The organism is Niabella insulisoli (genome assembly GCF_039652435.2).
In the GTDB taxonomy this organism is placed as follows: Bacteria; Bacteroidota; Bacteroidia; order Chitinophagales; family Chitinophagaceae; genus Niabella; species Niabella insulamsoli.
In genome coordinates, this window is sequence record NZ_CP190246.1 from 720,902 (window position 1) to 745,106 (window position 24,205).

The 24,205-nt window shown below is 43.8% G+C and carries 21 protein-coding genes; 17 read left to right on the forward strand and 4 right to left on the reverse strand.

Annotation, left to right across the window (positions count from 1 at the left end):
- Positions 1-22 precede the first annotated feature (22 nt).
- The gene (locus ABDK00_RS03120) at positions 23-1,288 is read left to right on the forward strand and encodes an aminotransferase class I/II-fold pyridoxal phosphate-dependent enzyme (RefSeq protein WP_346238047.1); all 1,266 of its coding nucleotides are present in this window, start codon (positions 23-25) and stop codon (positions 1,286-1,288) included.
- A 79-nt stretch (positions 1,289-1,367) separates the two neighbouring features.
- On the opposite strand, the gene ABDK00_RS03125 is transcribed toward ABDK00_RS03120, so the two are convergent.
- Complete coding sequence (locus tag ABDK00_RS03125) at positions 1,368-1,772, reverse strand: hypothetical protein (protein ID WP_346238048.1); 405 nt, start codon at positions 1,770-1,772, stop codon at positions 1,368-1,370.
- A gap of 820 nt (positions 1,773-2,592) precedes the next feature.
- Here ABDK00_RS03125 and ABDK00_RS03130 point away from each other — a divergent pair.
- The 5 genes from ABDK00_RS03130 (at position 2,593) to ABDK00_RS03150 (ending at position 7,658) form a co-directional block, all read left to right on the forward strand.
- Positions 2,593-5,079, forward strand: coding sequence for a phosphoenolpyruvate carboxylase (locus tag ABDK00_RS03130; RefSeq protein WP_346238049.1), 2,487 nt, complete (start codon positions 2,593-2,595; stop codon positions 5,077-5,079).
- A 173-nt stretch (positions 5,080-5,252) separates the two neighbouring features.
- Complete coding sequence (locus tag ABDK00_RS03135) at positions 5,253-5,828, forward strand: DUF4878 domain-containing protein (RefSeq protein ID WP_346238050.1); 576 nt, start codon at positions 5,253-5,255, stop codon at positions 5,826-5,828.
- A gap of 70 nt (positions 5,829-5,898) precedes the next feature.
- Positions 5,899-6,306 (forward strand): hypothetical protein, encoded by a 408-nt coding sequence (locus tag ABDK00_RS03140; RefSeq protein ID WP_346238051.1) that lies wholly within the window; start codon positions 5,899-5,901, stop codon positions 6,304-6,306.
- 66 nt (positions 6,307-6,372) lie between these two features.
- Positions 6,373-6,915, forward strand: a complete 543-nt coding sequence (locus tag ABDK00_RS03145; protein ID WP_346238052.1) for an inorganic diphosphatase — start codon at positions 6,373-6,375, stop codon at positions 6,913-6,915.
- 101 nt (positions 6,916-7,016) lie between these two features.
- On the forward strand, positions 7,017-7,658 hold the full coding sequence (locus ABDK00_RS03150; RefSeq protein WP_346238053.1) for a hypothetical protein: 642 nt from the start codon (positions 7,017-7,019) through the stop codon (positions 7,656-7,658).
- A gap of 26 nt (positions 7,659-7,684) precedes the next feature.
- Here the strand turns inward: ABDK00_RS03150 and ABDK00_RS03155 are convergent, their stop codons facing one another.
- The gene (locus tag ABDK00_RS03155) at positions 7,685-8,464 is read right to left on the reverse strand and encodes a C40 family peptidase (RefSeq protein WP_346238054.1); all 780 of its coding nucleotides are present in this window, start codon (positions 8,462-8,464) and stop codon (positions 7,685-7,687) included.
- A gap of 89 nt (positions 8,465-8,553) precedes the next feature.
- On the opposite strand from ABDK00_RS03155, the gene ABDK00_RS03160 reads away from it, so the two are divergent.
- The 3 genes from ABDK00_RS03160 to ABDK00_RS03170 all read left to right on the forward strand — a co-directional run bounded on the left by ABDK00_RS03160 (position 8,554) and on the right by ABDK00_RS03170 (position 10,113).
- Entirely contained in the window at positions 8,554-9,141 is a 588-nt protein-coding gene (locus ABDK00_RS03160) for a sigma-70 family RNA polymerase sigma factor (RefSeq protein ID WP_346238055.1), read from the forward strand.
- Positions 9,131-9,493 carry a hypothetical protein gene (locus tag ABDK00_RS03165; RefSeq protein ID WP_346238056.1) on the forward strand — a complete coding sequence of 121 codons (363 nt, stop codon included), beginning with the start codon at positions 9,131-9,133 and terminating at the stop codon, positions 9,491-9,493. Before ABDK00_RS03160 ends, ABDK00_RS03165 begins: the two co-directional genes overlap by 11 nt.
- A gap of 167 nt (positions 9,494-9,660) precedes the next feature.
- Positions 9,661-10,113, forward strand: a complete 453-nt coding sequence (locus ABDK00_RS03170; protein ID WP_346238057.1) for a hypothetical protein — start codon at positions 9,661-9,663, stop codon at positions 10,111-10,113.
- On the opposite strand, the gene ABDK00_RS03175 is transcribed toward ABDK00_RS03170, so the two are convergent.
- On the reverse strand, positions 10,110-11,495 hold the full coding sequence (locus ABDK00_RS03175; RefSeq protein ID WP_346238058.1) for a UDP-N-acetylmuramate--L-alanine ligase: 1,386 nt from the start codon (positions 11,493-11,495) through the stop codon (positions 10,110-10,112). The two genes, ABDK00_RS03170 and ABDK00_RS03175, sit on opposite strands and share 4 nt — an antisense overlap.
- A gap of 152 nt (positions 11,496-11,647) precedes the next feature.
- On the opposite strand from ABDK00_RS03175, the gene ABDK00_RS03180 reads away from it, so the two are divergent.
- The 3 genes from ABDK00_RS03180 to gyrB all read left to right on the forward strand — a co-directional run bounded on the left by ABDK00_RS03180 (position 11,648) and on the right by gyrB (position 15,627).
- A complete protein-coding gene (locus ABDK00_RS03180) occupies positions 11,648-13,051 on the forward strand; it encodes a bifunctional UDP-3-O-[3-hydroxymyristoyl] N-acetylglucosamine deacetylase/3-hydroxyacyl-ACP dehydratase (RefSeq protein WP_346238059.1) in 1,404 nt (467 codons plus the stop codon).
- A gap of 38 nt (positions 13,052-13,089) precedes the next feature.
- Entirely contained in the window at positions 13,090-13,488 is a 399-nt protein-coding gene (locus ABDK00_RS03185; protein ID WP_346238060.1) for a hypothetical protein, read from the forward strand.
- Positions 13,489-13,647: 159 nt separating this feature from the next.
- The gene (gene gyrB, locus ABDK00_RS03190; RefSeq protein ID WP_346238061.1) at positions 13,648-15,627 is read left to right on the forward strand and encodes a DNA topoisomerase (ATP-hydrolyzing) subunit B; all 1,980 of its coding nucleotides are present in this window, start codon (positions 13,648-13,650) and stop codon (positions 15,625-15,627) included.
- On the opposite strand, the gene ABDK00_RS03195 is transcribed toward gyrB, so the two are convergent.
- Positions 15,624-16,781 carry a tetratricopeptide repeat protein gene (locus ABDK00_RS03195; RefSeq protein ID WP_346238062.1) on the reverse strand — a complete coding sequence of 386 codons (1,158 nt, stop codon included), beginning with the start codon at positions 16,779-16,781 and terminating at the stop codon, positions 15,624-15,626. The genes gyrB and ABDK00_RS03195 overlap by 4 nt on opposite strands.
- A gap of 135 nt (positions 16,782-16,916) precedes the next feature.
- Here ABDK00_RS03195 and ABDK00_RS03200 point away from each other — a divergent pair, with 135 nt between their 5' ends.
- The 5 genes from ABDK00_RS03200 to ABDK00_RS03220 all read left to right on the forward strand — a co-directional run bounded on the left by ABDK00_RS03200 (position 16,917) and on the right by ABDK00_RS03220 (position 24,185).
- The gene (locus ABDK00_RS03200; RefSeq protein ID WP_346238063.1) at positions 16,917-17,120 is read left to right on the forward strand and encodes a hypothetical protein; all 204 of its coding nucleotides are present in this window, start codon (positions 16,917-16,919) and stop codon (positions 17,118-17,120) included.
- Between the two features lie 199 nt (positions 17,121-17,319).
- The gene (locus ABDK00_RS03205) at positions 17,320-18,966 is read left to right on the forward strand and encodes a glycoside hydrolase family 28 protein (RefSeq protein ID WP_346238064.1); all 1,647 of its coding nucleotides are present in this window, start codon (positions 17,320-17,322) and stop codon (positions 18,964-18,966) included.
- Positions 18,967-19,012: 46 nt separating this feature from the next.
- A complete protein-coding gene (locus ABDK00_RS03210; RefSeq protein ID WP_346238065.1) occupies positions 19,013-20,914 on the forward strand; it encodes a glycoside hydrolase family 88 protein in 1,902 nt (633 codons plus the stop codon).
- A gap of 115 nt (positions 20,915-21,029) precedes the next feature.
- Positions 21,030-22,469: a tagaturonate reductase gene (locus ABDK00_RS03215; protein WP_346238066.1), complete on the forward strand. Its 1,440-nt coding sequence runs from the start codon at positions 21,030-21,032 to the stop codon at positions 22,467-22,469.
- 72 nt (positions 22,470-22,541) lie between these two features.
- Entirely contained in the window at positions 22,542-24,185 is a 1,644-nt protein-coding gene (locus ABDK00_RS03220) for an altronate dehydratase family protein (protein ID WP_346238067.1), read from the forward strand.
- The last annotated feature ends 20 nt before the right edge of the window (positions 24,186-24,205 follow it).

Below are 24,205 nucleotides of genomic sequence, written 5' to 3' on the forward strand. Positions count from 1 at the left end.
ATATTAAATTACTTTTTAGTATATGGCAGATATTTTTGATAGATTGTTGAAGAACTACGGCCCTATCGGTCAACACCGTGAAAGAGCACATGGATATTTTGCATTTCCAAAGTTGGAAGGAGAGATCGGTAGCCGGATGAAGTTCAGAGGGAATGATGTAATCGTTTGGAGTTTAAATAATTATCTTGGTTTAGCCAATCATCCGGACATAAGAAAGGCCGATGCCGACGGAGCGTCCGAATTTGGCCTGGCCCATCCGATGGGAGCGCGCATGATGAGCGGCAACAGCAATTTACACGAAAAGCTCGAGGCTGAATTGGCTGAGTTTGAAGAAAAAGAAGACGCGATCTTGTTGAATTTTGGTTACCAGGGAATGGTGAGCATTATCGACGTGCTTTGCAGCCGCCATGATGTGATTGTTTATGACGCGGAAAGCCACGCTTGTATTATCGATGGTCTGCGCCTGCATCCGGGGCATCGTTTTGTTTTCAAACATAATAATATTGAAGACTTCGAGAAGCAAATGCAACGCGCCACGGCTTATCTTGAAAAGCAAAACAAAGGCGGCGGCATTTTGGTAATTACCGAAGGGGTTTTCGGCATGGCCGGCGACCAGGGTAAACTAAAAGAGATTGCCGCGCTTAAGGATAAATACGATTTCAGGTTATTGGTAGACGATGCACATGGTTTTGGTACGCTCGGGAAAAAAGGCGCAGGCGCCGGTGAAGCCCAGGGCGTTCAGGATAAAATTGACCTGTATTTTTCGACCTTCGCCAAATCAATGGCTTCCATTGGGGCTTTCGTTGCCGGCGACAGAAAAATCATCGATTATATTCGCTACAATATCCGCAGCCAGATCTTCGCTAAAAGTTTGCCCATGCCGCTGGTGGTAGGTAATCTAAAAAGGCTGGAGTTATTAAAAACCCGTCCTGAGCTGAAAGAAAAACTTTGGGAAAATGCGCTTAAGCTGCAAAAAGGCCTAAAAGAAAGAGGTTTTGACATCGGGAATACCGACTCTGTTGTAACACCGATTTATATGAAGGGCGGGGTGGAAGAAGCCACCGCCATGGTGATGGACCTTCGCGAAAACTATAAAATTTTCTGTTCCATCGTCGTTTACCCGGTTATTCCGCGGGGTCATATTATTTACAGGCTTATTCCAACCGCGAGCCACACCGACGAGGATATCAACGCAACGCTCGAGGCATTTACAGCCGTAAAAGAAAAACTGGATGCCGGAGCTTATAAAACCAACGCTATTCCCGACATGGCAGAAGTTAGAAAATAATACAAAAAAAGTTCCCAAAGAAAAAGCCGCTTCAAAATCAATTGAAGCGGCTTTCTTTATGAAGAAAATGCGATAAAACTTATTTGATTTTGTTTACAGCAACTTCGTTTACCACTTTTTTGTTGTTGCTCACATTGTAAACGCTAACGGTTTTACCTTTTGTGTTCGAAATAGTAAAAGTTAAATCGTATTCGCTGTAAAGATCGCTGTCAAACTGATAGTTACGAACGATTTTTTTACCGGTAACTTTTTCGTTGTACAATACAGTACCATCGTTGTCAGTAACCGAAACAAAGAACACTTCGTTGGCTTTGTTATCCAAAGACAGTCTGTAAACGGGTAAATCATTTACGTTTCCTACGTAAGCAACTTCGGCTTTTTTATCTTCATCGTTCACCGCGAATGCAGGAGCAGCGATTGAAGTTGAAAATAAAGTAACTAATGCTAAAGCGAAGATTTTTGTTTTTGATAAATATGTTTTCATGTTATAAAGTTTTATATTTTAAAAAATTTTGTTTTAAGTAAAGTGCCTGTCATCATCAGGCGTTTCTTCTATTTTTGTTGATTCGACACCGGTCCGGCGCTGGTCAACGTGTTTGCAAATAATACTCCTAACTCGTAGGCTACCTTTTTTGCTTGTAAAAGAACTGTTTTCATAATTGTCTCCTTTTTTTAATTCTTCAATATTTTATTTCTCGTTATACGGGCTAAAATCGCCGGGCGGCAAACAAAACGAGACAAGCGAAAGTTACTTTTGAGCGCTTTACTTAATCATACCGGTATGTAGTAATGATTATGTATTTGTTACACAAAGATAGCACGCCAAAAAGGGCGTTGCAAACCATTATCAATGGTATTTTAGGAAGCTAAAATTTTCAAAAATTATTTCAAATAATTGAAAATCAAATAATTGAAATATAGAATTGAATGATGCCCAACGCCGAAAACAAGTTTTAAAAAAGCCGGAATTACCCTGATTTCCGGTAAAAAAATATTCAAAAACAGCAAAGTTTTTCATGCGGCTGGTTTGCCTGGGTTTCCCTAAAAATTTTAAATAAAATGCCTGTTTGATTGAATTAATCTTACCATAATGATAAAAGTCGCGACATCTATCTAAAAAATATTATCTTAACGGCTTGATTGCCCGGCAACGGGTGCTCAAATAGGATAAATAATAACAGATCACATAATTTTTAAGAGTAATGGATATTGCGGTTAGCAAAAGCTTACATCATTTTAGAACAGAAGTTGGAACGAGGTTCCAATTATATAACAGCCTTTTTACCTCTTTGCCGTTTCATAAAATGGAAAAGACGGGGATTTTACTTTCACTTTTTTCAAATAATTGCGAAGAAGGATTCTCGAAAAATCAGAGTCCGGTTGACATTATCAATGAGTTTTTTAATACCCACACCACTTTAACCACTGAGCAGCAACGGTTAGATTTGCTTTTTAAATTCAATCAATACGTAGAGCGGCAGGTGGTGTTGTTCGATGCCCTCGAAGATGCAGCGTATAAAAATACACACGATCTGAATGGCGCCGGTACGCTGAAGCAGGTGATGGGCGATGTGTTACAAACCAACAAGGCGGAGGATTTGGCCGAAGTACTGAAAACCTTTGGTGTAAGATTAGTGCTCACCGCCCATCCCACCCAGTTTTACCCCGGATCGGTGTTGGGTATCATACACGATTTGAGCCGCGCATTGATCAAAAACGATTCGGTAGAAATCAATACTTATTTACAGCAATTGGGCAAAACGCCTTTTCTGAAAAAGAAAAAGCCAACGCCGTTCGATGAAGCGATCAGCCTGGTGTGGTTCCTCGAAAACGTGTTTTATACGGCAGCGGGAAGGATTCTTAATGAGTTGAAAAGCCAGTTCCCTGAGGCTATTTCAGAGCAGAATCCTGTGTTGCAAATGGGCTTTTGGCCGGGCGGCGACCGCGACGGAAACCCTTTTGTTAAATGCGATACGACGTTAAAAGTGGCTGACGCGCTTCGGAGCGCTATTCTTAAATGCTATTATCTCGATGTAAGGCGCCTGAAGCGCAGGCTTACGTTCCACGGTGTTGAAGAACCTATCGCCGCTTTGGAGACAAAATTGTACGATAATGTTTTCGTTCCCGGGTTTGAAATCAATGTTACCACAGCAGAGATTAAAGCAACATTGGTTCAGATAAAGCAAACGCTGGAGGAAAATCATAATGCGCTGTTTACGGCGCAAGTGCAAAGCCTGATTAATAAAATTGATCTTTTCGGGCTTCATTTTGCTTCGCTCGACATCCGGCAGGACAGCGGCATTCATCAAAAACTGATGGACATCACAGCTACCAAAAGCGGGGGCGTCATTCCTGAAAATTATAATGACCTAAGTGAGGCAGAAAAAATAAAAGCTTTATTGAATATTGATCGTAAAGTCAACACTGATATTTACGAAGACGATGTTATAAAGGATACCGCGGAAATACCGAACGCTATCGCTGAAATTCAAAAATCGAATGGCGAAGCCGGCTGCAACCGCTATGTGATCAGCCATTGCGAAAACACATTGAATATTATCGAAGTGTTTGCGCTATTTAAAATGCAGGGCTTTGCCAACGATGAAGTGAATGTTGACATCGTGCCGCTCTTTGAAACCATCGATGACCTGAGCAATGCTGCTGAAATCATGAAAAACCTGTATAGCATTCCGGCTTATAAAGCCCATTTGGAGCGGCGTGGCAATACCCAGACGATCATGTTAGGGTTTAGCGACGGCACAAAAGATGGCGGTTATCTTATGGCCAACTGGAGTATTTACCGCGCAAAAGAAGAGCTTACAAGAATCACAAAATATTATGGGTTTGAAGTCGTTTTCTTCGATGGAAGAGGCGGCCCGCCCTCTCGCGGAGGTGGCAAAACGCATAAGTTTTATGCTTCGATGGGAAGCAATATTTCCAATCGCGAAATTCAACTCACCATTCAGGGGCAAACAATTAGTTCAAACTTTGGAATTATTGATTCGGCCCAATACAACCTCGAACAGCTGTTAAACGCGGGCATTACCAATAATTTGTATGCAGACCGGCATGCGCCGCTGACCGGCAACCAGGAAGAGCTTTTGCAGGAACTGTCTTCCTACGGGTTTGATGAATACAAGAAGTTGAAAGAGCATCCTTTACTTGCCAATTACCTTTATGAAGTAAGTCCGCTGCGGTTTTACAGTGAAACAAATATTGGAAGCCGGCCTGCCAAACGCGGTAAATCGCAGAGCGGCATTTCCCTGAAAGATTTGAGAGCGATTCCTTTTGCAGGCGCCTGGAGCCAGTTGAAGCAAAACGTTCCAGGGTTTTTTGGTGTCGGCTCGGCGCTTAAAAAGATGGAATACATCGGCAGGTTTGAGGAAATTCAAAAACTTTATCAAAACTCGCTTTTCTTCAAAACGCTTATTGATAACTGTGAGATGGCTTTGTCGAAGTCTTATTTTCCGCTAACTGCTTACCTGGCGGAGGATGAAACTTTCGGCGAATTGTGGCGCATGATTCATGAAGAATATAAACTGACGCTGGAGTATGTGTTGAAACTATCCGGTAATGAAAGCCTGATGCACAATTATCCGGTGGACAAACTTTCCATTTCAATGCGCGAGCGGATCGTGTTGCCGTTGCTCACCATTCAGCAGTATGCGCTTTCGAAAATCAGGCAAATAGAAACTTCGGGAGAAGATAAAGACGGAGTGAAAGACACCTACGGCAAGTTAGTAATGCGTTGTTCTTTCGGTATTATCAACGCGGGCAGAAATTCTGCGTAATTTCGAATAACGATAATAATAAAAGAGCCGGGATCCCGGCTCTTTGCTTTTAGGAGCGTTTAATTTTATCGGAACTGTAATCTGTCGGTAAAACTTTTACAATCAATTAGCGTTAAATATTTCGCCATCTATAAAAACACATCCTTACATTTGTTTTCAATAAAACATCATTCATGAAGAACATGCCGGCCTTCCTGTTTTTTGGATTTATAAGTCTTTTGCTTGTTGCGGCCTGCGGCAGCGCCACGAGCAACAACCCCAACGAGGTGCTTCAGGAATTTTTTGAACATCTGGCTAAGAAAGATATTGACGGCGCTTCAAAATATGTAACCCAGGAGAGCAAACCCACGATGCAGATGTTGAAGAAAGGCCTTGATATGGCGGAGCAAATGAAAGATTCGTTGCCACAAAACGATCCGATGAAAGATTTCGAAGACGTGGTTTTTGAACCTGCAAGAGTAGCTGGAGATTCGGCCATGATTACAGTTAAAAGCAGAAGCGGCCAACGACCATCGGCGGATTTTAAACTTTTAAAAGAAAGCAATGGCTGGAAGGTTGATTTTACAATGAGCACGCTGATGCGGATGGGCGCGAAAACTGCGAAAGAGCAGGAAAAGAATTTAAGAGATACAGTCAATTTTCATAGCGAAGAAATTGAAAAGGGAATGAAGATGGCGGACAGCGTGTTGAAAAATATGGATCCGAAAATGCTGGAAGATCTTCAGCAAAAGCTTGAAAGCCTGAAATAGCGCGTACATTAGGACATTAAAGCAATATGCAAACGCCATTCGATCCACAAAAAACATAAAAAAAATACGAATGAAATATCTTTTTATACTGTCGATACTCGGCTTGTTCAGCCTGGCCGCTTGTGGCGAGGGTGGCGATGCAACATCAGACGCTACAAGCAACGATATTGAGGCGGCAACTGCTTTTATCCAAGCGGCTCTTAAAGGGAAATACGACAGGGCTGCTGACTTTATGTTACACGATTCTCAAAACGACGAACGTCTCGACGCTGTGTCACGCATGCAGCTTTCGTCTGATGAAAAGCAAGGGCTTTGGGACGCCAGCATTCGTATTCACAGCCGGCAACTCATCAACGATTCAACAAGTATCATTGTTTACTCCAACTCCTTCCATACCGAAAATCGGGATACCTTGAAAGTTGTGAAAAGCGATGGTAAATGGCTGGTGGATTTTAAATACCTTTTCGATCATGAATAAACACCTGCAAAAGCATATTTTTGCAGACACTAATATATACTTATCTAAAAAAACAACAGCGCTTTTATGTCAACTATTCAACATCCCTGGCATGGTGTAAGCTACGGTACCAATGCGCCTGAATACGTGAATGCGATTATTGAAATTCCGGAAGGGTCAAGATCGAAATACGAAATTGATAAAGAAACAGGGCTGTTGAAATTGGACCGGGTCATCTATTCTTCTTTCCATTACCCCGTCAATTATGGATTTATCCCGCAAACGTTGGGGCAGGATAATGATCCCTTGGATGTGTTGGTTTTATGTTCACAAACGATTCGATCCCTTTGTTTGGTGCAGATAAAAGTGATCGGCAATATGCAGATGATCGATAGCGGTGAGCGCGATGACAAAATTATCGCAGTTGCCATCAACGATCCTTCAGTAAGGCAATATGATAATATAGATGAACTGCCGCAGCATTTTTTATTGGAAATGCGTAACTTTTTTGAACAATATAAGGTACTAGAAGACAAAAAAGTGGTGATAGACACCTTCCAGGACAAGGAAACCGCGCTGCCTATTGTAACGGAAGCCATCGAATATTATAAAGAGAAGTATGCCAAATAGCTTCAGTCCTGCTTCTTTTAAATAAAAGTTTCGTTGCTTGGATCATCATGCAACCTTTGCCCGCGTGATTGCTTCGTTGTGTATGGACTGCTATTAAAATTTTGAAAAATTTGAAGCACTGCTCCTGGTTTATATGTTTGATGTGGCTGGCTTGCACGGCCTACGGGCAGGACGACCTGTCGCGGGTGGTAAAGGAGTATTATCGCGTAGATCCCCTGGCCGGAACTTTTTCCGGCTTTATCGATGCACTCAGTTCGGATACAGCATTGCATAATAAACAAGTACTCAAACAAACCGATACGACCGGCTACTATTTAAGAGGAAATTACAAGGTATTCAATCCCTTTAGCATCAATGCTGCCAAGGTGGACGTCATCTTTTATGAAAAAGCTGTCAGGTCAACGGAGCAACGATTTCTCTTTAGTTATTATAATTACCAGATCGTAGCCTTTTTTCCTGACACAGAGCGGAACAGAAAAGTCGTAAAAAGGGATTATAAAAAATTAGTCAGGAAGCTTAGACGAAGTCTTTTTTACACCAATGTTGTCGACCTGAAAGGTTATAATAACCTGGAAGACGGGGAAATTACCACCCTTAATGATTGGGCAACATTGGAGCTTGCGCCAATCACTGTGAGTTGGCAAACACTCGGCGAATCACGCCATCTCGCAATAACGCTTCTTTTGAGAATAAAGCAGGATAATAATTATGCTGTACCGCTGCATGGGTTGCGGCCGTTCTAAAACGGCGGGGCTGATTGGCTTCCTTTTTAATCAATAAACCTTCTGATTAATTTTAAGGTATGGGTGCGCTCGCCTGTGTCTGAATGAATAATGCCCTTTTTGTCCAAATGATCGATCCGTACTTTGCCGGAAGCGTGAATGATTTGCTGATCGCCGATGATCAAGCCTACATGCACAATCTTATCGTCTTCCTCAAAAAAGGCAAGATCACCTGGACCTGCGGTTTTTAATGAGCGCACCCGCCTGCCTTGCAAAGCCTGTTCCCAGGCATCGCGGGCAATAGCAACACCCGCAATCTTATAAAGCGTTTGGCAAAAGCCGCTACAGTCCACGCCGAGGATCGTTTTGCCGCCCCACATATAAGGAGCGTTTAGCCATAAGCGCGCTTGTTTTAAAATAAACTTCTTTTTGTCTTTAATCGCTGTCGGGTTGAGGGGCTTTTCTGCAAATGAAAATGCGATATCGCCGACGCTGCCGCGCTTGTGCTGAAGATTTCTTAAAGACGCGCCCAAGGGTAATTGCATGGTTTGTTTTTGAATGCGGATTTCGTTCAAAAGCTGTGGCGCCAGCGTATGGCAGGGTTTCAGGGCGGCAGCTTCATCTGTTACCGCGAGCAAATGGCTGGTCGTCCATCCAACATAGCCATCAAAAATACTTTCTATTTTGATCCAGGTCGCATTCTTTCTGCCCAAAATTTTCACGGCTTCGCCGAATAAAAGCTGGTTGCTCATTTCCTGCCGGTGATTGGGTTTCTTGCGTACCGGCGCTGCGGGAACGATCACCATGCCGTAATCAAAATGCTTCATCCGGTAAATTTAAAACGTTTAGACAGAAAGAGGCCAACGCTATGGAAAAAGAAGTGTTTTGCATCTTAAGGTTTAATAACTTTAACCGCGTGAGTAAAGATCGATACCACGATATTAGCGACAAGGAATTGCTGCAACGCTTTCGGCAAACGGAAGACAGTGAATGGCTGGGAGCTTTGCTGGAACGTTATACCCTGTTATTGTTTGGTGTTTGCATGAAGTATTTAAAGGAAGAAAATGACGCGCGCGATTGTGTGCAGCAAATTTTTTTAAAAGTGATACAGGAAGCCGGCCGCTATGAGATAAATTACTTTAAAAGTTGGCTTTATATGGTGGCCAAAAACCAATGCCTCACCATATTAAGAGACAGAAAAGGCAAAACGCCCGTAGCTTTAACCGATTTGAACGCGCCGTTGGCTGATAGCGATAATTCGCCCCAACCGCTTTCTGACGAAGTGACCTCCGAGCTACTTGAAGCAGCTCTTAAGGAACTGAATAGTGAGCAGTACAATTGCGTAACTTTGTTCTATCTTAAAAAAAATACTTACCAGCAGGTGAGTGAAATCACAGGATACCCTCTGTTAAAAGTAAAGAGTCACATTCAGAACGGGAAAAGAAACCTCAGAATAAGTATTCAAAAAAAGCTTGCTCAAAACGCAACCCGAGATGCAGGATGAATTAAAACACATATTATCCGATAAAAAAGAGGCGATTAGCCGCGAGCAACTGCTGCAATACCTGAATGGGGAAATGGAGCCGGCTGAAAAACACGACTTTGAGCAGAAGATCATTGACGACCCTTTTGAAGCAGACGCTTTGGAAGGGTTAGACGAACTACAGGACAAAAAGCGCATTGAACTGATCGTCGACGACCTCAACAGAAGCCTGCGTAAAAAGACGGCGAAAAAAGTAAATTCCAGGAAGCGCCTGCAGCTGAAAACGCCATGGACGCTCTATTTTTCCGCTATTTTGTTGCTTATCCTGATCGCGTTGATCTTTATTTTCTTACATCGCCAGCTTAATAGCTAAAATATAAGGGAAACAAATCGTGTTGCCAATTAAATCGCGGCCTTGTGCACAAATGGGGAAAACATGCCGTCGCCTGATCGTATTATCGGTATTTTCTATATTAATTTAATGTTAACTGCTGCTTTTATTGGCGAAAAAAGCCAAATTTGTAGTCGAAACTCTAAGCTATGCAGTGGAAGACTATAAAATCGGGTTTAGGCAACACCGTTTTTGGTTTATGTAACAATGGCCGCAAGCTCTTGACGCTTGCTTATCAAACACATTCCGATCGCGTTTACATCGAATCTGAAGATGGCGAAAAGCGATATTTTAAATGCAGTAAAACAGGCTTTCTGAAAAATAAAGTGGTGCTGGAGAATGAATACGGCACACGCTTGGGAAAGCTAAAAAAAGAAAACGGCCACGCCTTCATTGTAATAGACGAAAAAAAATACGCGCTGAATTTCCCGGACTCCAAAAATGTGGAAATCATCGCTGAAGACACACAGCAACCGCTCACCGTTTGCAGCCTTGACCTGGACAACCCGGCGCCCCGCGATAAAGACAGCTTGATTATGGTGATGTGCTATTATTTACTGGGCCATCCGCAGAAAATGGAAGAACCCAGGATGGCGAGCTAAAGCTCCTGAAATACATTTTTTGAAAATTGCTCAAGGGAAGGGTCCCTTGCACCCATCAGCAGCAAAACCGAACCAGCTGTTAAATGCGGCCTTACCTGGCCTAAGAAATCATTTCTGTTTTCAACAAAAAAGGCTTTTTTGCCCTTAGCTTTAATGTCGTTGATCAGATCGTTGGCCGATATATCCTTAGTAGTGGTGCCGCCTGCATAAAATATTTCACTCATCCAAATCTCATCCTCAGGCCTTAAAGCCTCCGCGATTTCTTTAACGAAATCTGATCTCAAAAACTTGGTGGGTGTATAGCCATGAGGCTGGAACCAGGCAATCACTTTTTCTGACACAGGCTGACAACTTCGGATGGCCGCAGCGCATTTGACCGGGTTGTGAGCGAAATCATCAACCACCCATATTTCATTTTTTTTGCCTAAAACCTGGCATCGCCGGTAAATGCCCTCGTAACTTCTTAAAGCTTCGCTGGCCGTTGGCAGAGAAACGCCTGCCATGGATGCGGCTGCAACTGCCGCTAATGCATTTTCCATATTATGGCGGCCCGCAACATTTAACTCAAAAGGTTGCTTGTTGATGGAAAAAGAAATATTGAATCCGTTTTGTAAAAAGCCCGTTGCAAAAAATCCGGAGCCGCGGTTCGCTCCTTCAACCTCAAAATCGTAAATAAGCTTGGATGAAAGTTTTTGGGAGTGTTCGTTCGACTGGTTAACGATAAAATGAGCGCTATTTTGCTTGAACGTTTCGAATATCTGGTTCAACTCCTTCAGCTCTTTATGATCTTTTTCAATATTTAATAAGATACCGATCTCCGGGTGATATTGCACAATAGAGCCGTCGCTTTCGTCAGCTTCTATCACCAGCCAGTCGCTGTCTCCAACAAAGGCATTGCCGATTTTTCCTTTTTTTATCAGGCTCACCAGCCCTGCGCCGCTAATAATTGAGGGAGAGAGCCCGGCGTGGCTCATAATATCAAACAACATGGCTGTTGTGGTGCTTTTACCGCTGGTGCCGCCCACCGCGATCGTTTTTTTACTTGCCGCAATGAGCGCCAAAAGTTCTGACCGCCTGATGATAGGAATGCCTAATTCCTTCGCTTTCTTTATTTCTATAACGGTATCTTCAATGGCGGTAGAAGCAACAACAAGGTCCGTTTCCGGGGTGATGCCGCTGCCATCCTGCAAAAAACAGCGTATGCCTTCGTCTTCCAGCTTTTGCCTGATGTCGCCGGCCTTTCCTTCATTAAAAAAGCGATCGCTGCCGCTAACCATCATGCCCGATCCCTGCAGGTATTGTGCAATCGCGCTCATGCCCGCCCCGGCTACTCCAATAAAGAAAGGCGCGCTGATTTTATTTAAATCGATAGAAGTCGTCATAGTGAAGGCAAATGTGCAAAGTTTTTTTGGTAATCAAATGATAATTATGATAGTAATCGAGCAACCGCTCTTATCAACCGCCCCGAAAAAACTAGTCCATCCTTTTCATGGCGAAAGATGAAAACGTATATTTGCCAAATTCAACGATGACTATGAGCAAAAACTTCAATCCTGACAAGCAACATACTTTAAAAAAATCAGTAAATATCAGTGGAACAGGCCTGCATACCGGGATACTTGCTGATATGTCGCTAAAGCCCGCAAATGCTGGGTTTGGAGTAAAATTTCAAAGGGTTGATTTGCCAAACAAGCCGGTAATCAAGGCTGATTGTGATTTGGTCACCGACACCAGCCGCGGAACTACGCTTGAAGCCAATGGCGCTAAAGTAAGCACCGTTGAGCATTTGCTGGCGGCATTGGTGGGCATGGGCGTAGACAACTGCCTCATTGAAATCAATGGCCCCGAAGTTCCGATTATGGACGGCAGCTCGATGCCTTTTATTGAAATTATCGAAGAAGCAGGTGTTGAGGAGCAGGATGCCGCTAAAGTTTGGTATTCGATAGATGAGAATTTATACCTTACAGACGAAGATAAGCGTGTGGAAATGGTGATTATGCCGGCGCGTGAATATCAAATCACTACGTTAATCGACTTTAATTCTCCGGTTTTGGGCACGCAACACGCCGAGCTGAAAACCATGAGGAATTTTAAAGACAAAATTTCAACCTGCCGTACTTTCTGTTTTTTACATGAGCTTGAAATGCTGCTCGATCACAATCTGATCAAAGGCGGCGACGTTAATAACGCTATCGTGGTCGTGGATAAACCCGTCGGCGAAGCGGAACTCGAACGGCTGAAAAAGATTTTTAAGAAAGAAGACATTGAGGTAAAAAGCGAAGGCTATTTGAATAATTTAGAATTACGCTTTCCCAACGAACCTGCCCGCCACAAGCTGTTGGACGTCGTGGGTGATCTGGCATTGATTGGCTATCCGGTAAAAGGGCGTGTGATCGCCAACAGGCCGGGGCATAGCACCAATATAGCTTTTGCCAAACTGATTAAGAAACATATCAAAGCCAATAAGCATATTAAGGATATTCCGAACTATGACCCCACAACGCCTGCCGTTTACGATCTGCAGTATATCGAAAAGACATTGCCGCACCGTTTTCCTTTTTTGTTGGTTGACAAAATTGTTGACCTGACCGACGAGAAAATTATTGGTATTAAAAATGTCACCTTCAATGAGTGGTTTTTCCAAGGCCATTTCCCCGGAAATCCGGTGATGCCGGGCGTTTTGCAAATTGAAGCGCTAGCCCAATGTGGCGGCATTTTGGCGATCAACCTGTCTGGCGAGGGTCAGTATGATACTTATTTTTTAAAGATCGACAACTGTAAGTTTAAGCAAATGGTAAAGCCCGGCGATACCATGATTTTAAAAATGGAACTTACGGCCCCTATCCGTCGCGGCATTTGCGAAATGCACGGAACCGTTTATGTTGGAAATAAAGTTGCAACAGAAGCCGATTTGGTGGCGCAAATTGTAAAGCGCTAAGCCGGCTATTTGTGTTATTTTTGATCAAATAGTTTACTATGAAATGGATGCCAAAACTGACAATCGCTTTTTGTGCCGTATTGGTACTCCTGTCCTGCAAAAAGGAAACAGAAAACAATAGCCCCGATGATCGCTTTGAAGGCTTATGGGTGGAGAGCGGGCTGAAAAAAGATACTTTGTTGGTAACCAAGCCAGAAAATTACAGCAGCCTCGGTCCCATGCTTTTTTTGCACCACGATGGAGCCGCGGCGATTCCTTTCAGTTATAGGTTTAATAGCACCGGTGATACGATTACTTTGTCCGACCTTACTGCCAGTTCCACTGAAGGCCTCAATGTTAAATATAAAGTGACACTATCGGAGAAAACCTTCTCTATCAATAAATTTCATGCTTCGCTTCCCGAAGGAGCGCCGCTTATTTTCAATCGGGTCAGATAAACCAAAAGACAGTTTATTCTTGTAAATGTTTGATTATCAATATCTTTATCCGAGACTAACGAGATATCAACATTTGCAGCTAAAGCCCGTCTCAGTGCTCATTTTTCCGTAAATTTGCCCATTGCCTCACGGGCATCATTTTCATGTATTTTTAGATTTATGAGTGAAGAAATAAACGAAGTAGTAGCCGCGTCAAAACCAGTCTATGGCGCCGACAGTATTCAGGTTTTGGAGGGATTGGAAGCGGTTCGCAAAAGGCCGGCGATGTATATCGGCGATATCGGCGTAAAAGGGCTTCACCATCTGGTTTATGAGGTGGTTGACAACTCAATCGATGAAGCGCTTGCCGGGCACTGTAAAAACATTGATGTCACCATTCATGAAGATAACTCGATCTCTGTTCAGGACGACGGCCGTGGTATTCCGACGGGCATCAATAAAAAAGAAAACAAGTCGGCGCTGGAGATCGTGATGACCGTTCTCCATGCCGGTGGTAAATTTGATAAAGACAGCTACAAGGTGTCCGGTGGCTTGCACGGGGTTGGGGTGAGTTGCGTAAACGCACTGAGCACCAAAATGATCACCACCGTGCAGCGCGAAGGAAAAGTGTTTGAGCAGGAGTATCGCATCGGTGTCCCCCAATACAATGTCCGCGAAATCGGCGTATCAGAAAATACGGGGACGCATCAGCACTTTTGGCCCGATTCAAGTATTTTTTCAGTTACGGAATATAAATTTGATATCCTGAAAGGTCGCTTGCGCGAGCTTGCTTACCTCAACAAAGGCATTCGCATTACGCTTTCTGATCTTCGTGAAAAAAATGAAAATGGCGAGATTATTTCCGAAGTGTTTTATAGCGAAGGCGGTATTACCGAGTTCGTTGAAATGCTGGATAAAAGCGCGGGCCGGACACCATTGATTCCCAATGTGGTGAGTGTGGACGGCCATGACGAGCAGACCAATGTGGCGGTCGAAGTGGCGCTTACTTACAACGATTCTTATAACGAACATATTTTTTCTTACGTCAATAACATCAATACCATTGAAGGAGGAACGCATGTAACCGGCTTCCGCCAGGCGTTGACACGGGTATTTAAAAACTACGGGGAAAAAAACGGCTTGTTCGAAAAAGCAAAAGTGACCATCGAGGGCGATGATTTCAGGGAAGGCTTGAGCGCCATCATTTCGGTGAAAGTGCCGGAGCCTCAATTTGAAGGCCAAACCAAAACAAAACTCGGTAACAGCGAAGTAAGCGGGGTGGTGCAAACCACTGTCGCGCGTGTATTGGAAGTTTTTTTAGAAGAGAATCCGAAGGACGCTAAAAATATCATTAATAAAGTGATTCTCGCGGCTCAGGCGCGGGCTGCGGCAAGAAAAGCGCGCGACCTGGTGCAACGCAAATCCGTTTTGAGCGGAGGAGGCTTGCCGGGTAAGCTGGCCGATTGCTCTGATCGTGATCCCGAGCGTTGCGAGCTCTACCTTGTCGAGGGAGATTCGGCGGGCGGTACGGCCAAGCAGGGCCGCGATCGTTCCTTTCAGGCTATATTACCGCTGAGGGGTAAAATCCTGAACGTGGAAAAAGCCATGGAGCATAAGATTTATGAAAACGAGGAAATCCGTAATATTTATACAGCATTGGGCGTAACGGTGGGAACGCCGGAAGATCCGAAAGCCCTGAACCTGGTTAAACTGCGCTATCATAAGTTAATCATTATGACGGATGCCGATGTGGATGGAAGCCACATTGCAACGCTGATCCTCACCTTCGTTTACCGTTACATGAAAGAACTGGTGGAGCAGGGTTATGTTTATATCGCGCAACCGCCTTTGTACCTGATAAAAAAGGGAAAGGAGTCGGCTTACGCTTATAACGAAGAACAGCGCAAAGCGCTTGTGGAAAGGCTGGGCGCTGGCAAGGAAGAATCGGTGGGTATCCAGCGTTATAAAGGTTTGGGAGAGATGAACGCCAACCAGCTTTGGGAAACCACAATGGATCCGGATCGCAGAACGTTAAAACAGGTAACCATCGAAAGCGCTGCTGAAGCCGACCGCGTATTTAGCATGCTGATGGGAGATGAAGTGGCGCCACGGCGCGATTTTATCGAAACCAATGCGAAGTATGCCAAGCTGGATGTTTAATCCGCTTTTAAATATTCTTTGATGTAATTTTCCAGTTTCGCCTCGAGGGGTGAAGCTGGATTTTTCTTTTGGGAAAGAAATTTCTTATAGTATAGTGCGGCTTTCGGTTTGTTTTTTAAGTCGTCATAAATCTTCCCCGCGAGATAAAGATCGATAGGGTCTTGAAAAATATAAAACGAAGTATCTATCTCGCTCGCCGCTTTCGCATATTGCTTCATGAGTGTATAATTATCGGCTTTGGCCCTGAAATAGGTTTGCGCCTGATCCAGAAGGTTGAGTTCGATACATTCGTCCAGCAAATGATTGCTCCTTGTGTAATCACCTTTTTTACCATAACAAAGAGCGAGGCAATAAGTGATTTGTTCTGCACCCAGGTTGTGTTCTATCAGGCAATCGCACAAAGCAATACTTTTGTCAATCTGGTTGGTATTCAGATAGCTGTAAGCAAGGTACATGTAGGAGTAAAAAGAAGAGGCCGGCGGTAAAGAATCTTTGAGCAGCAGCTCGCCCCAGTAAATTACGTCTTTAAAAGCTTTTAGCTTGTGGCTCATCGATATCTTTTTCTGAATCACATCGACATTAGCATTGTCTTTGGCGAGAAAGGCATCAATCACTTTTGCCGCGCGGTCACCTTCTTTCCTACGCTCCAAAGCTTTGGCGTAGGCTACCGTTATCTTACCCGAAGAAGGATTTAACTCAAAAGCCTTTTCAAAATACGCGAAGGCAGCATCGTATTCCCTCACGCTATTTAAACTTCTGCCACCCAAATACCAAAACTTAGATTGCTGTGGTTGGATAGTTGTAAGCATTTTATAATAGAAAGCAGCGCTGTCGTCTTTGTTATAAATCTGGTTATCATAAATGGTGGCCAAAAACAGGTTGGCCTGAAAATCCAGCGGCTCTTGCGCAGCTATTTTTAGATAGGTATCTCGCGCTTCCAGCGGCATCTCCATCATATAATAACAATAGCCCATATCCATCAGGTAGCTTTTATTATAAGCGTCAAGCTGTTTGGTTTTTAACCATTCCAGGCAGCTTTCAAAATCCATATTTTGAAAATACCTCAGGGTTTCCGTTCGGTTATAGCTAATTTCCTGCGCGCTTAAAATACCATAACTATAAAGTAAAACAATGAGCAGCAATCTTTTAATCATGGCATAATTTTTAATTGAACAAGTAATCAAATATAACTAATATTTTAGTTTTAAATTGTGTTTTTAGAGATAAATAGGTGGGATTTGATCTAAAACCCGTAATTTCAATTTTTCTTAACCCAAAAATGATAGCATATGGCAGATGCAACGCTTACAGCTTACAACGTAAAAACTAAAGAAAAGAATGTTCCGATCCAGGACGCAGTAGTGTCAAGAACGGCAAAAGGAGGATATATCGCAAAAGGCCACGACGGTAAAGGAAACAAACTTACCGCGCTGCTTGGAGAGGCAAAAGCATTAGCCGCTATTAAGGCAGGTGTTGCGAAGCAGGATTGGTAATGCGATAAAATTTTTTACTTTATAGTATGCCCGGCAGATTCTGTCGGGCATTTTTTTGTATGAAGATGGAATATCTTAGAGCAGCGATGTGCTTTCTTACTATAATGCGATAAACGATAACGTTTGCGTAAATAAAGTGATACCCAATTGTTTTGTCAAATACGTATTCTGATTACCTTGTATGCCTAAACGATTGTGGATGTACAAAAATATACTTGCATTTTTACTTTTCAATGTTGCTGCCATTGTTGCTCATGCACAGGAAAACTGGAACCTGCCAAAAATTGAAAAGACAAATTTTAAAGCTGCCGTTTACGATGTTACAAAATACGGAGCCGTTGGCGACGGATACCAGCTCAACACAAAGGCCATTCAAAGCGCCATAGATGCGTGTAGCGCCCAGGGCGGCGGTGTGGTGAAAATCCCTTCCGGCTTGTGGCTTAGCGGCCCCATTGTTTTAAAAAGCAATGTGAACTTAAATCTTTCCGTTGGCGCCACTTTATTATTCACAAAAGATAAAAGCCAATATCCGCTGGTGAAGGCCAACTGGGAAGGGTTTGAGCAAATGCGCAACCAGTCGCCCATATCCGCCGAAGGCGCTACCAATATCGGTATCACCGGCAAGGGGATTATTGATGGGAATGGCGACGTTTGGCGCGCTGTGAAAAAGTCAAAACTCACGGAAGGCCAGTGGAAAGACCTGTTAGCTTCGGGAGGTGTTTTGAATGAGAAAAAAGACATCTGGATGCCTTCGGAAAGTTTTGCCAAAGGCCAAAGTGTAAAAGATGCCGGCCGCCTGTCACCCGAAAAAGATGCAGCTTTTTTCGAATCGGTTAAAGATTTTCTGCGCCCCAATTTACTGGTGCTTACAAAATGTGATAAAATCCTGCTGGAAGGTGTCACTTTTCAAAACTCGCCAGCCTGGTGCCTCCATCCGCTGATGAGCAGCAATATCACTGTGCGTAACATTTTTGTTAAAAATCCGTGGTATGCCCAAAACGGCGATGGCATCGATCTTGAAAGCTGCAGCAATGCGCTTATCGAAAACAGTGTTTTTGATGTGGGGGATGATGGCCTCTGCATGAAAAGCGGCCGCGATGCCGACGGGCGCGCGCGGGCCATGCCAACCCAAAACGTGATCATCCGCGGCTGCACCGTTTACGCCTCGCATGGTGGATTCGTAGTAGGCAGCGAAATGAGCGGCGGCGTCAATAATGTCTATGTGAGCAATTGCAATTTTATCGGCAGCGATATCGGCTTGCGGTTTAAAACTACGCGCGGCCGCGGCGGTGTTGTGGAGAATATTTTCATTAAGGATATTTATATGAAAGATATTCCGGGCGACGCGGTATTGTTTGATATGTACTATATGGGAAAAGATCCGGTGCCCCAATTTGGCGAAAAGCGCGAGCTGCCAAAAGTTGAAATGTTGCCGGTGGATGAAACCACACCATCTTTTAGAAATATCCAAATGAGCAATGTTTTCTGCAACGGCGCTAAAAAAGCGATTTTTATCCGGGGTCTGCCCGAAATGCATGTCAAGGACATCAAAATTGAAAATTCGGTTTTTCAATCAGATTTTGGTGTGGATATCCAGGAAGCCAGCAATATCTCATTTTCCAACGTAAAAGTGTTTAGTAAAGAAAAAGATCCGGTGATTGATATTATCAACAGCGACATTATTTCCATAAAAGATTTCGATTATAGTAAAAACACGGAGCTCCTGATGCGTGTTGCCGGCGATCGCACAAAGGCGATCATGATGAAGCAAACCGATTATGAAAAAACGAAACAAAAAGTTAAGGCTGAATTAGGTGCTTCGGCGGCTGAATTGTTTATCAAATAAACTTATAAATTGCGGCTTTTCCTGATCTCTTTTAATTAAAAAACGTATGAAGAAAATAGTATTCCTTTTAATAACCTGCTTTTCAATCGCAGCTCAGGCACAGGACTTGCCCTATTCGCAACAAATGGCGCTGACGGCGATGCGTATGTGGCCGGACTCTTTCAGCTCTGCCCCGGGGAATCCCGCCAGGTGGAGCTATGACCAGGGCGTTATTCTGAAAGGAATTGAAGGCATCTGGCAGGCGACAGGCGATGCAAAATGGTTTAACTACATTGAGCATAGCATGGATCATTATGTGCGGGAAGACGGTTCTATTAAGGATTACGATATTGATCATTATAATATAGATCATTTGAATAACGGTAAAGCGCTGCTGACCATTTATCGTGTTACCGGGAAAGCCAAATACAAAAAAGCTATTGAACTGTTGCGCAGCCAATTGCTAAAACATCCCCGAACCAAAGAGGGCGGTTTTTGGCACAAACAGATTTATCCCTGGCAAATGTGGTTAGATGGTCTATACATGGGACAGCCTTTTTATGCCGAGTATGCACAGGTGTTTGGAGAAGATACCATTTTCAACGACGTAACGCGGCAGTTTGTGTTGATGGAAAAAAACAGCCGCGATCCTAAAACCGGTTTGTTATATCATGGGTATGATGAATCGAGAACGCAGCAATGGGCCGATAAAACCACAGGCCGGTCGCCTCATTTTTGGGCGCGCGCCCTGGGCTGGTATGGTGTGGCTATGGTAGACGCTTTGGACTACTTTCCGGCCGATCATCCCGGCCGCCAGCAAATCATTGAAATTTTAAAACGCTTCGCGACCGCAGTTGTCAAAGTGCAGGATAAAAAAACCGGTATGTGGTACGACATTGTAGATTTACCCAACCGTAAACCAAACTACCTGGAATCCTCTGCTACGGCGATGCTTTCTTATACGCTTGCAAAGGGCGCGAGAAAAGGATACATTGCGCAAAGCTTTGCTACCCATGCAAAGAAGGCGTTTGACGGACTGGTGAAATATCAATTAACAAAAGATGACAAAGGGTTTACCAATCTGGAAGGAACCGTTACCGTTTCTGGTTTGGGTGGCAAGCCCTACCGCGACGGAAGTTTTGAATATTACATGCGTGAAAAAGTAAAACAGAATGATCCGAAGGGAATGGGGGCGTTTATTCTCGCAGCCAACGAAATTGAGATGATGCCGAAATTGTCTGTTGGAAAAGGAAAAACTGTTTTGCTTGATAATTATTTTAATAACGAATGGCAAAAAGGCCCCGGTGGCGAGCAACAGCCATTCCACTACATTTGGACCGAACGCGACAATAACGGTTATTATTTTTTAGGCAATTTGTTTGAACAATACGGTGCAACCTTGAACACGCTGAAAGCAGCCCCTTCAAAGGCAAATTTGTCTGGTGCGTCAGTATTCATAATTGTTGATGCCGATACGGAAAAAGAAACGGCGCAGCCGCATTATATGAATGAGTCCGATGCGTCCACGATTGCCAGTTGGGTAAAGTCCGGCGGCGTGCTGGTTTTGCTGGGGAATAACTCTGTGAATGCTGAACAGGAAAAGATCAATTTGCTTGCCGCAAAATTCGGCATTAAATTCAACGGTGATGACCAGTTGATGGTGAAAGGAAACAACTATGAGCAGGGAGCCGTGATGATTGACAAGGGAAATCCTGTTTTCAAATCAGCCGACAAAATTTATATAAAAGAAATTAGTTCACTAAGCGTCCATCCTCCGGCGACATCGATCTTGAAAAAAGGCTTTGATGTGATGGCCATTGCGAATTACGGAAAAGGAAAGGTTTTTGTCCTGGGCGATCCGTGGATCTACAACGAATATGTGGATGGGCGCAAGCTGCCGGCCGAGTACCAGAATTTTGCTGCTGCCGGCGATTGGGTGCAGTGGTTACTTCGTTCTGCAAAAAAATAAAATAATAATCAGTATCAAATAAGCAGATGAAAGGAAGCATGGCGATTTTCTCGCAAAGGGAAATTTGAGTGTGAAGTTTCATTTGGCCAATAAAAAAACAACAAAAAATACACGGATGCAACCGTTAAATAAAACGACAGTAGACAAGCCGGCTTACCCGGTAAAAATTATGCAGTTTGGCGAAGGCAATTTTCTTCGCGCATTTGTAGATTGGATGATTGATAAAGCTAATAAAGATGGCATATTAAATCATGGCATTGCTTTGGTACAGCCGATTGGCGGCGGCGAGGGCATCAAAAAAATATTTGAAAAGCAGGACTGCCTGTACCACGTTTATCTCGAGGGGATTAAAGACAAGAAGCCCGTAAAAGAAGTTGCTTTGATCCAGTCGGTGACAGATATCATCAATCCGTACACGGAATACCAACAATACGAGAAGCTGTTTTTGAGCGAAGATTTGGAAACCATTATTTCCAACACAACCGAGGCCGGTATTCGCTATGAAGAAGGCGACGATTTAAACGCGTTGCCGCCCAAATCTTTTCCGGCAAAAGTGACTTCGCTGCTTTATAAGCGGTTTAAAAAATTTGATGGAGATGCGTCAAAAGGTTTGCAGATTGTATGTTGCGAACTTATCGAAGATAATGGATCAACATTGCGCGAATTTGTATTAAAGCATGCGGCTTACCATAAGCTCGGCGCTGATTTCGAAAACTGGATAAAAACCGCTTGTAGCTTTTACGATACTTTGGTTGACCGCATTGTCCCCGGTTTTCCTAAAGAAACGATCAATGAAATAAAAGAGGAGATTGGGTTTGATGACAACCTGGTGGTGAAAGGCGAATATTTTCATGTTTGGGCCATCGGCGGCGATAGCATTATCAAAGAAAAATTGCCGCTCGACAAAGCCGGTTTGAATGTGTTGTTTATGGATGATATTCGTCCGTTTCGCGCTAAGAAAGTGCGGGTGTTGAACGGAGCGCACACGGCGATGGTGCCTTTGGCATTGCAGCTTGGCTGCGAAACCGTGATGGATGCCTTTAACACGCCGGAAGTAGAGCAGTTCATCAACAAAATGGTAAACGAAGAAGTGCTGCCTGGTATAGGCGAAGATCCTGAAGAGCTGAAAGCCTTTGCTGCTAAGATCCTTGAGCGCTTTTACAATCCCTATCTAAAGCATTATCTGAAAGATATTTCGCTCAATTCGCTATCCAAGTGGGAGACACGCGATTTTCCTACGGTTGCCGATAACTATAACAAATTGGGAAAGCAAGCCAAACTGACGACTTTTTCCCTGGCAGCCCTGCTGGTATTGTACAGTGGTAAATCTGAAGTATCTTTCACGCCCAATGATACCAAAGAATTCGTTGAATTTATTCAATCTACTTTCAACAAAAATGATATTAAAGGGTGGGTCAACGGCATTTTAAACAACAAGGAAATCTGGACATCGCCTTTAAACGAACTTCCGGGGTTTGCCGACGAAGTGGCGGCTGACGCTCAGGCAATTTTGGATAAAGGGATGAAAACTGCTATTGCCGACATTTTAAAGTAGACAAAAAAACTCGAAAATAACAATCATGCTGATGCTCGGCATCATATAAGAGCATGGCTTAAATCTGCAACTATGGCTGAATTAGTATTAAAAGTGCATGCCGACGATAATGTTATCGTGGCGCTTAAAGACCTGAAAAAGGGTCAGACTATAAAATATAAAGACGAGGAATTTGTTTTGCAGGATGACGTAAATGCAAAACATAAATTTTTTACACAAGACATGCAAACCGGCGATGAAATCATTATGTATGGTGTGTTGGTGGGCAAGGCGCAACATTTTATTCCAAAGGGGGGCGTGATGAATACCGAAAATACGAAGCATGCTGCTGATCCTTTTGAATACCGCCCTTACAACTACAGTTGGACGCCACCGGATGTTTCTAAGTTTCAAGGCCGCACGTTCAACGGGTATCACCGCAAAGACGGGCGTGTAGGTACTGCCAATTACTGGCTTTTTATGCCAACTGTTTTTTGTGAGAACAGAAATTTGGATGTAATCCGCGAAGCGCTGCACAATGAACTGGGGTATGCCGTTACAGATAAATACAAACGTTACGCGCATAGCCTTGTAGATGCGTACAAGAAAGGAGAAGATATTGAATCGCTAAGCCTCGCGCCAATCGCGCAAACTACGCCGGCTGACCGGGTATTTAAAAATATTGATGGTATTAAATTCTTAAACCATCAGGGCGGTTGCGGCGGCACACGGCAGGATGCAGGTGTATTGGGCAAATTACTGGCGGCTTATGCCGACCATCCCAACGTGGCGGGTGTTACCATCTTAAGCCTGGGTTGTCAAAATCTGCAGACTAAACAACTGCTCGACGAAATAAAATTACGCAATCCCAACTTCGATAAACCTTTGCTGGTTTACGAACAACAACAGTCGCAGAGCGAAGAGCAACTGATAAGCGACGCGATAAAAGATACATTTGAACATTTAATTGAAGCTAATAAAATAGAGCGGGCGCCTGCGCCCATTTCTGCACTGACTCTTGGTGTAAAATGCGGTGGTAGCGATGGTTTTAGTGGTATCAGCGCCAATCCCGCAGTGGGTTATACCAGCGACCTTTTAGCTGCTTTGGGTGGTAAAGTGCTGTTGGCCGAGTTCCCCGAATTGTGTGGTGCCGAACAAAACCTGATCGACCGCACTATCGACGAAGACAAAGCCAAAAAGTTCATCCATTTAATGACGACATATAATAACCAGGCCGAAGCGGTTGGCTCCGGTTTTTATATGAATCCTTCTCCGGGTAACATTAAAGACGGACTAATTACAGATGCGATAAAAAGCACGGGCGCTGCCAAAAAAGGCGGTACATCTCCAGTGGTAGATGTTCTCGATTATACAGAGCCGGCGGTCAAGCCTGGCCTTAATTTAGTTTGCACACCCGGAAATGACGTAGAGGCTACAACCGGTAAAGCGGCTTCCGGCGCAACTTTGATACTGTTCACCACAGGTTTGGGCACGCCTACCGGTAATCCGGTTTGTCCCACCATCAAAGTTTCAACAAATAATGTTTTAACAAAGCGCATGAGCGATATTATCGACATCAATTGCGGCCCTGTGGTTGAGGGCGAAAAGACGATAGAGCAAATGGGCGAAGACATCCTCGAATACTGCATTAAAGCGGCAAGTGGTGAAGTGGTTCCTAAAGCGGTGCTTTTAAACCAGGATGATTTCATACCATGGAAGCGTGGCGTAAGCTTATAAGCATAAAGAATTTGGACGAT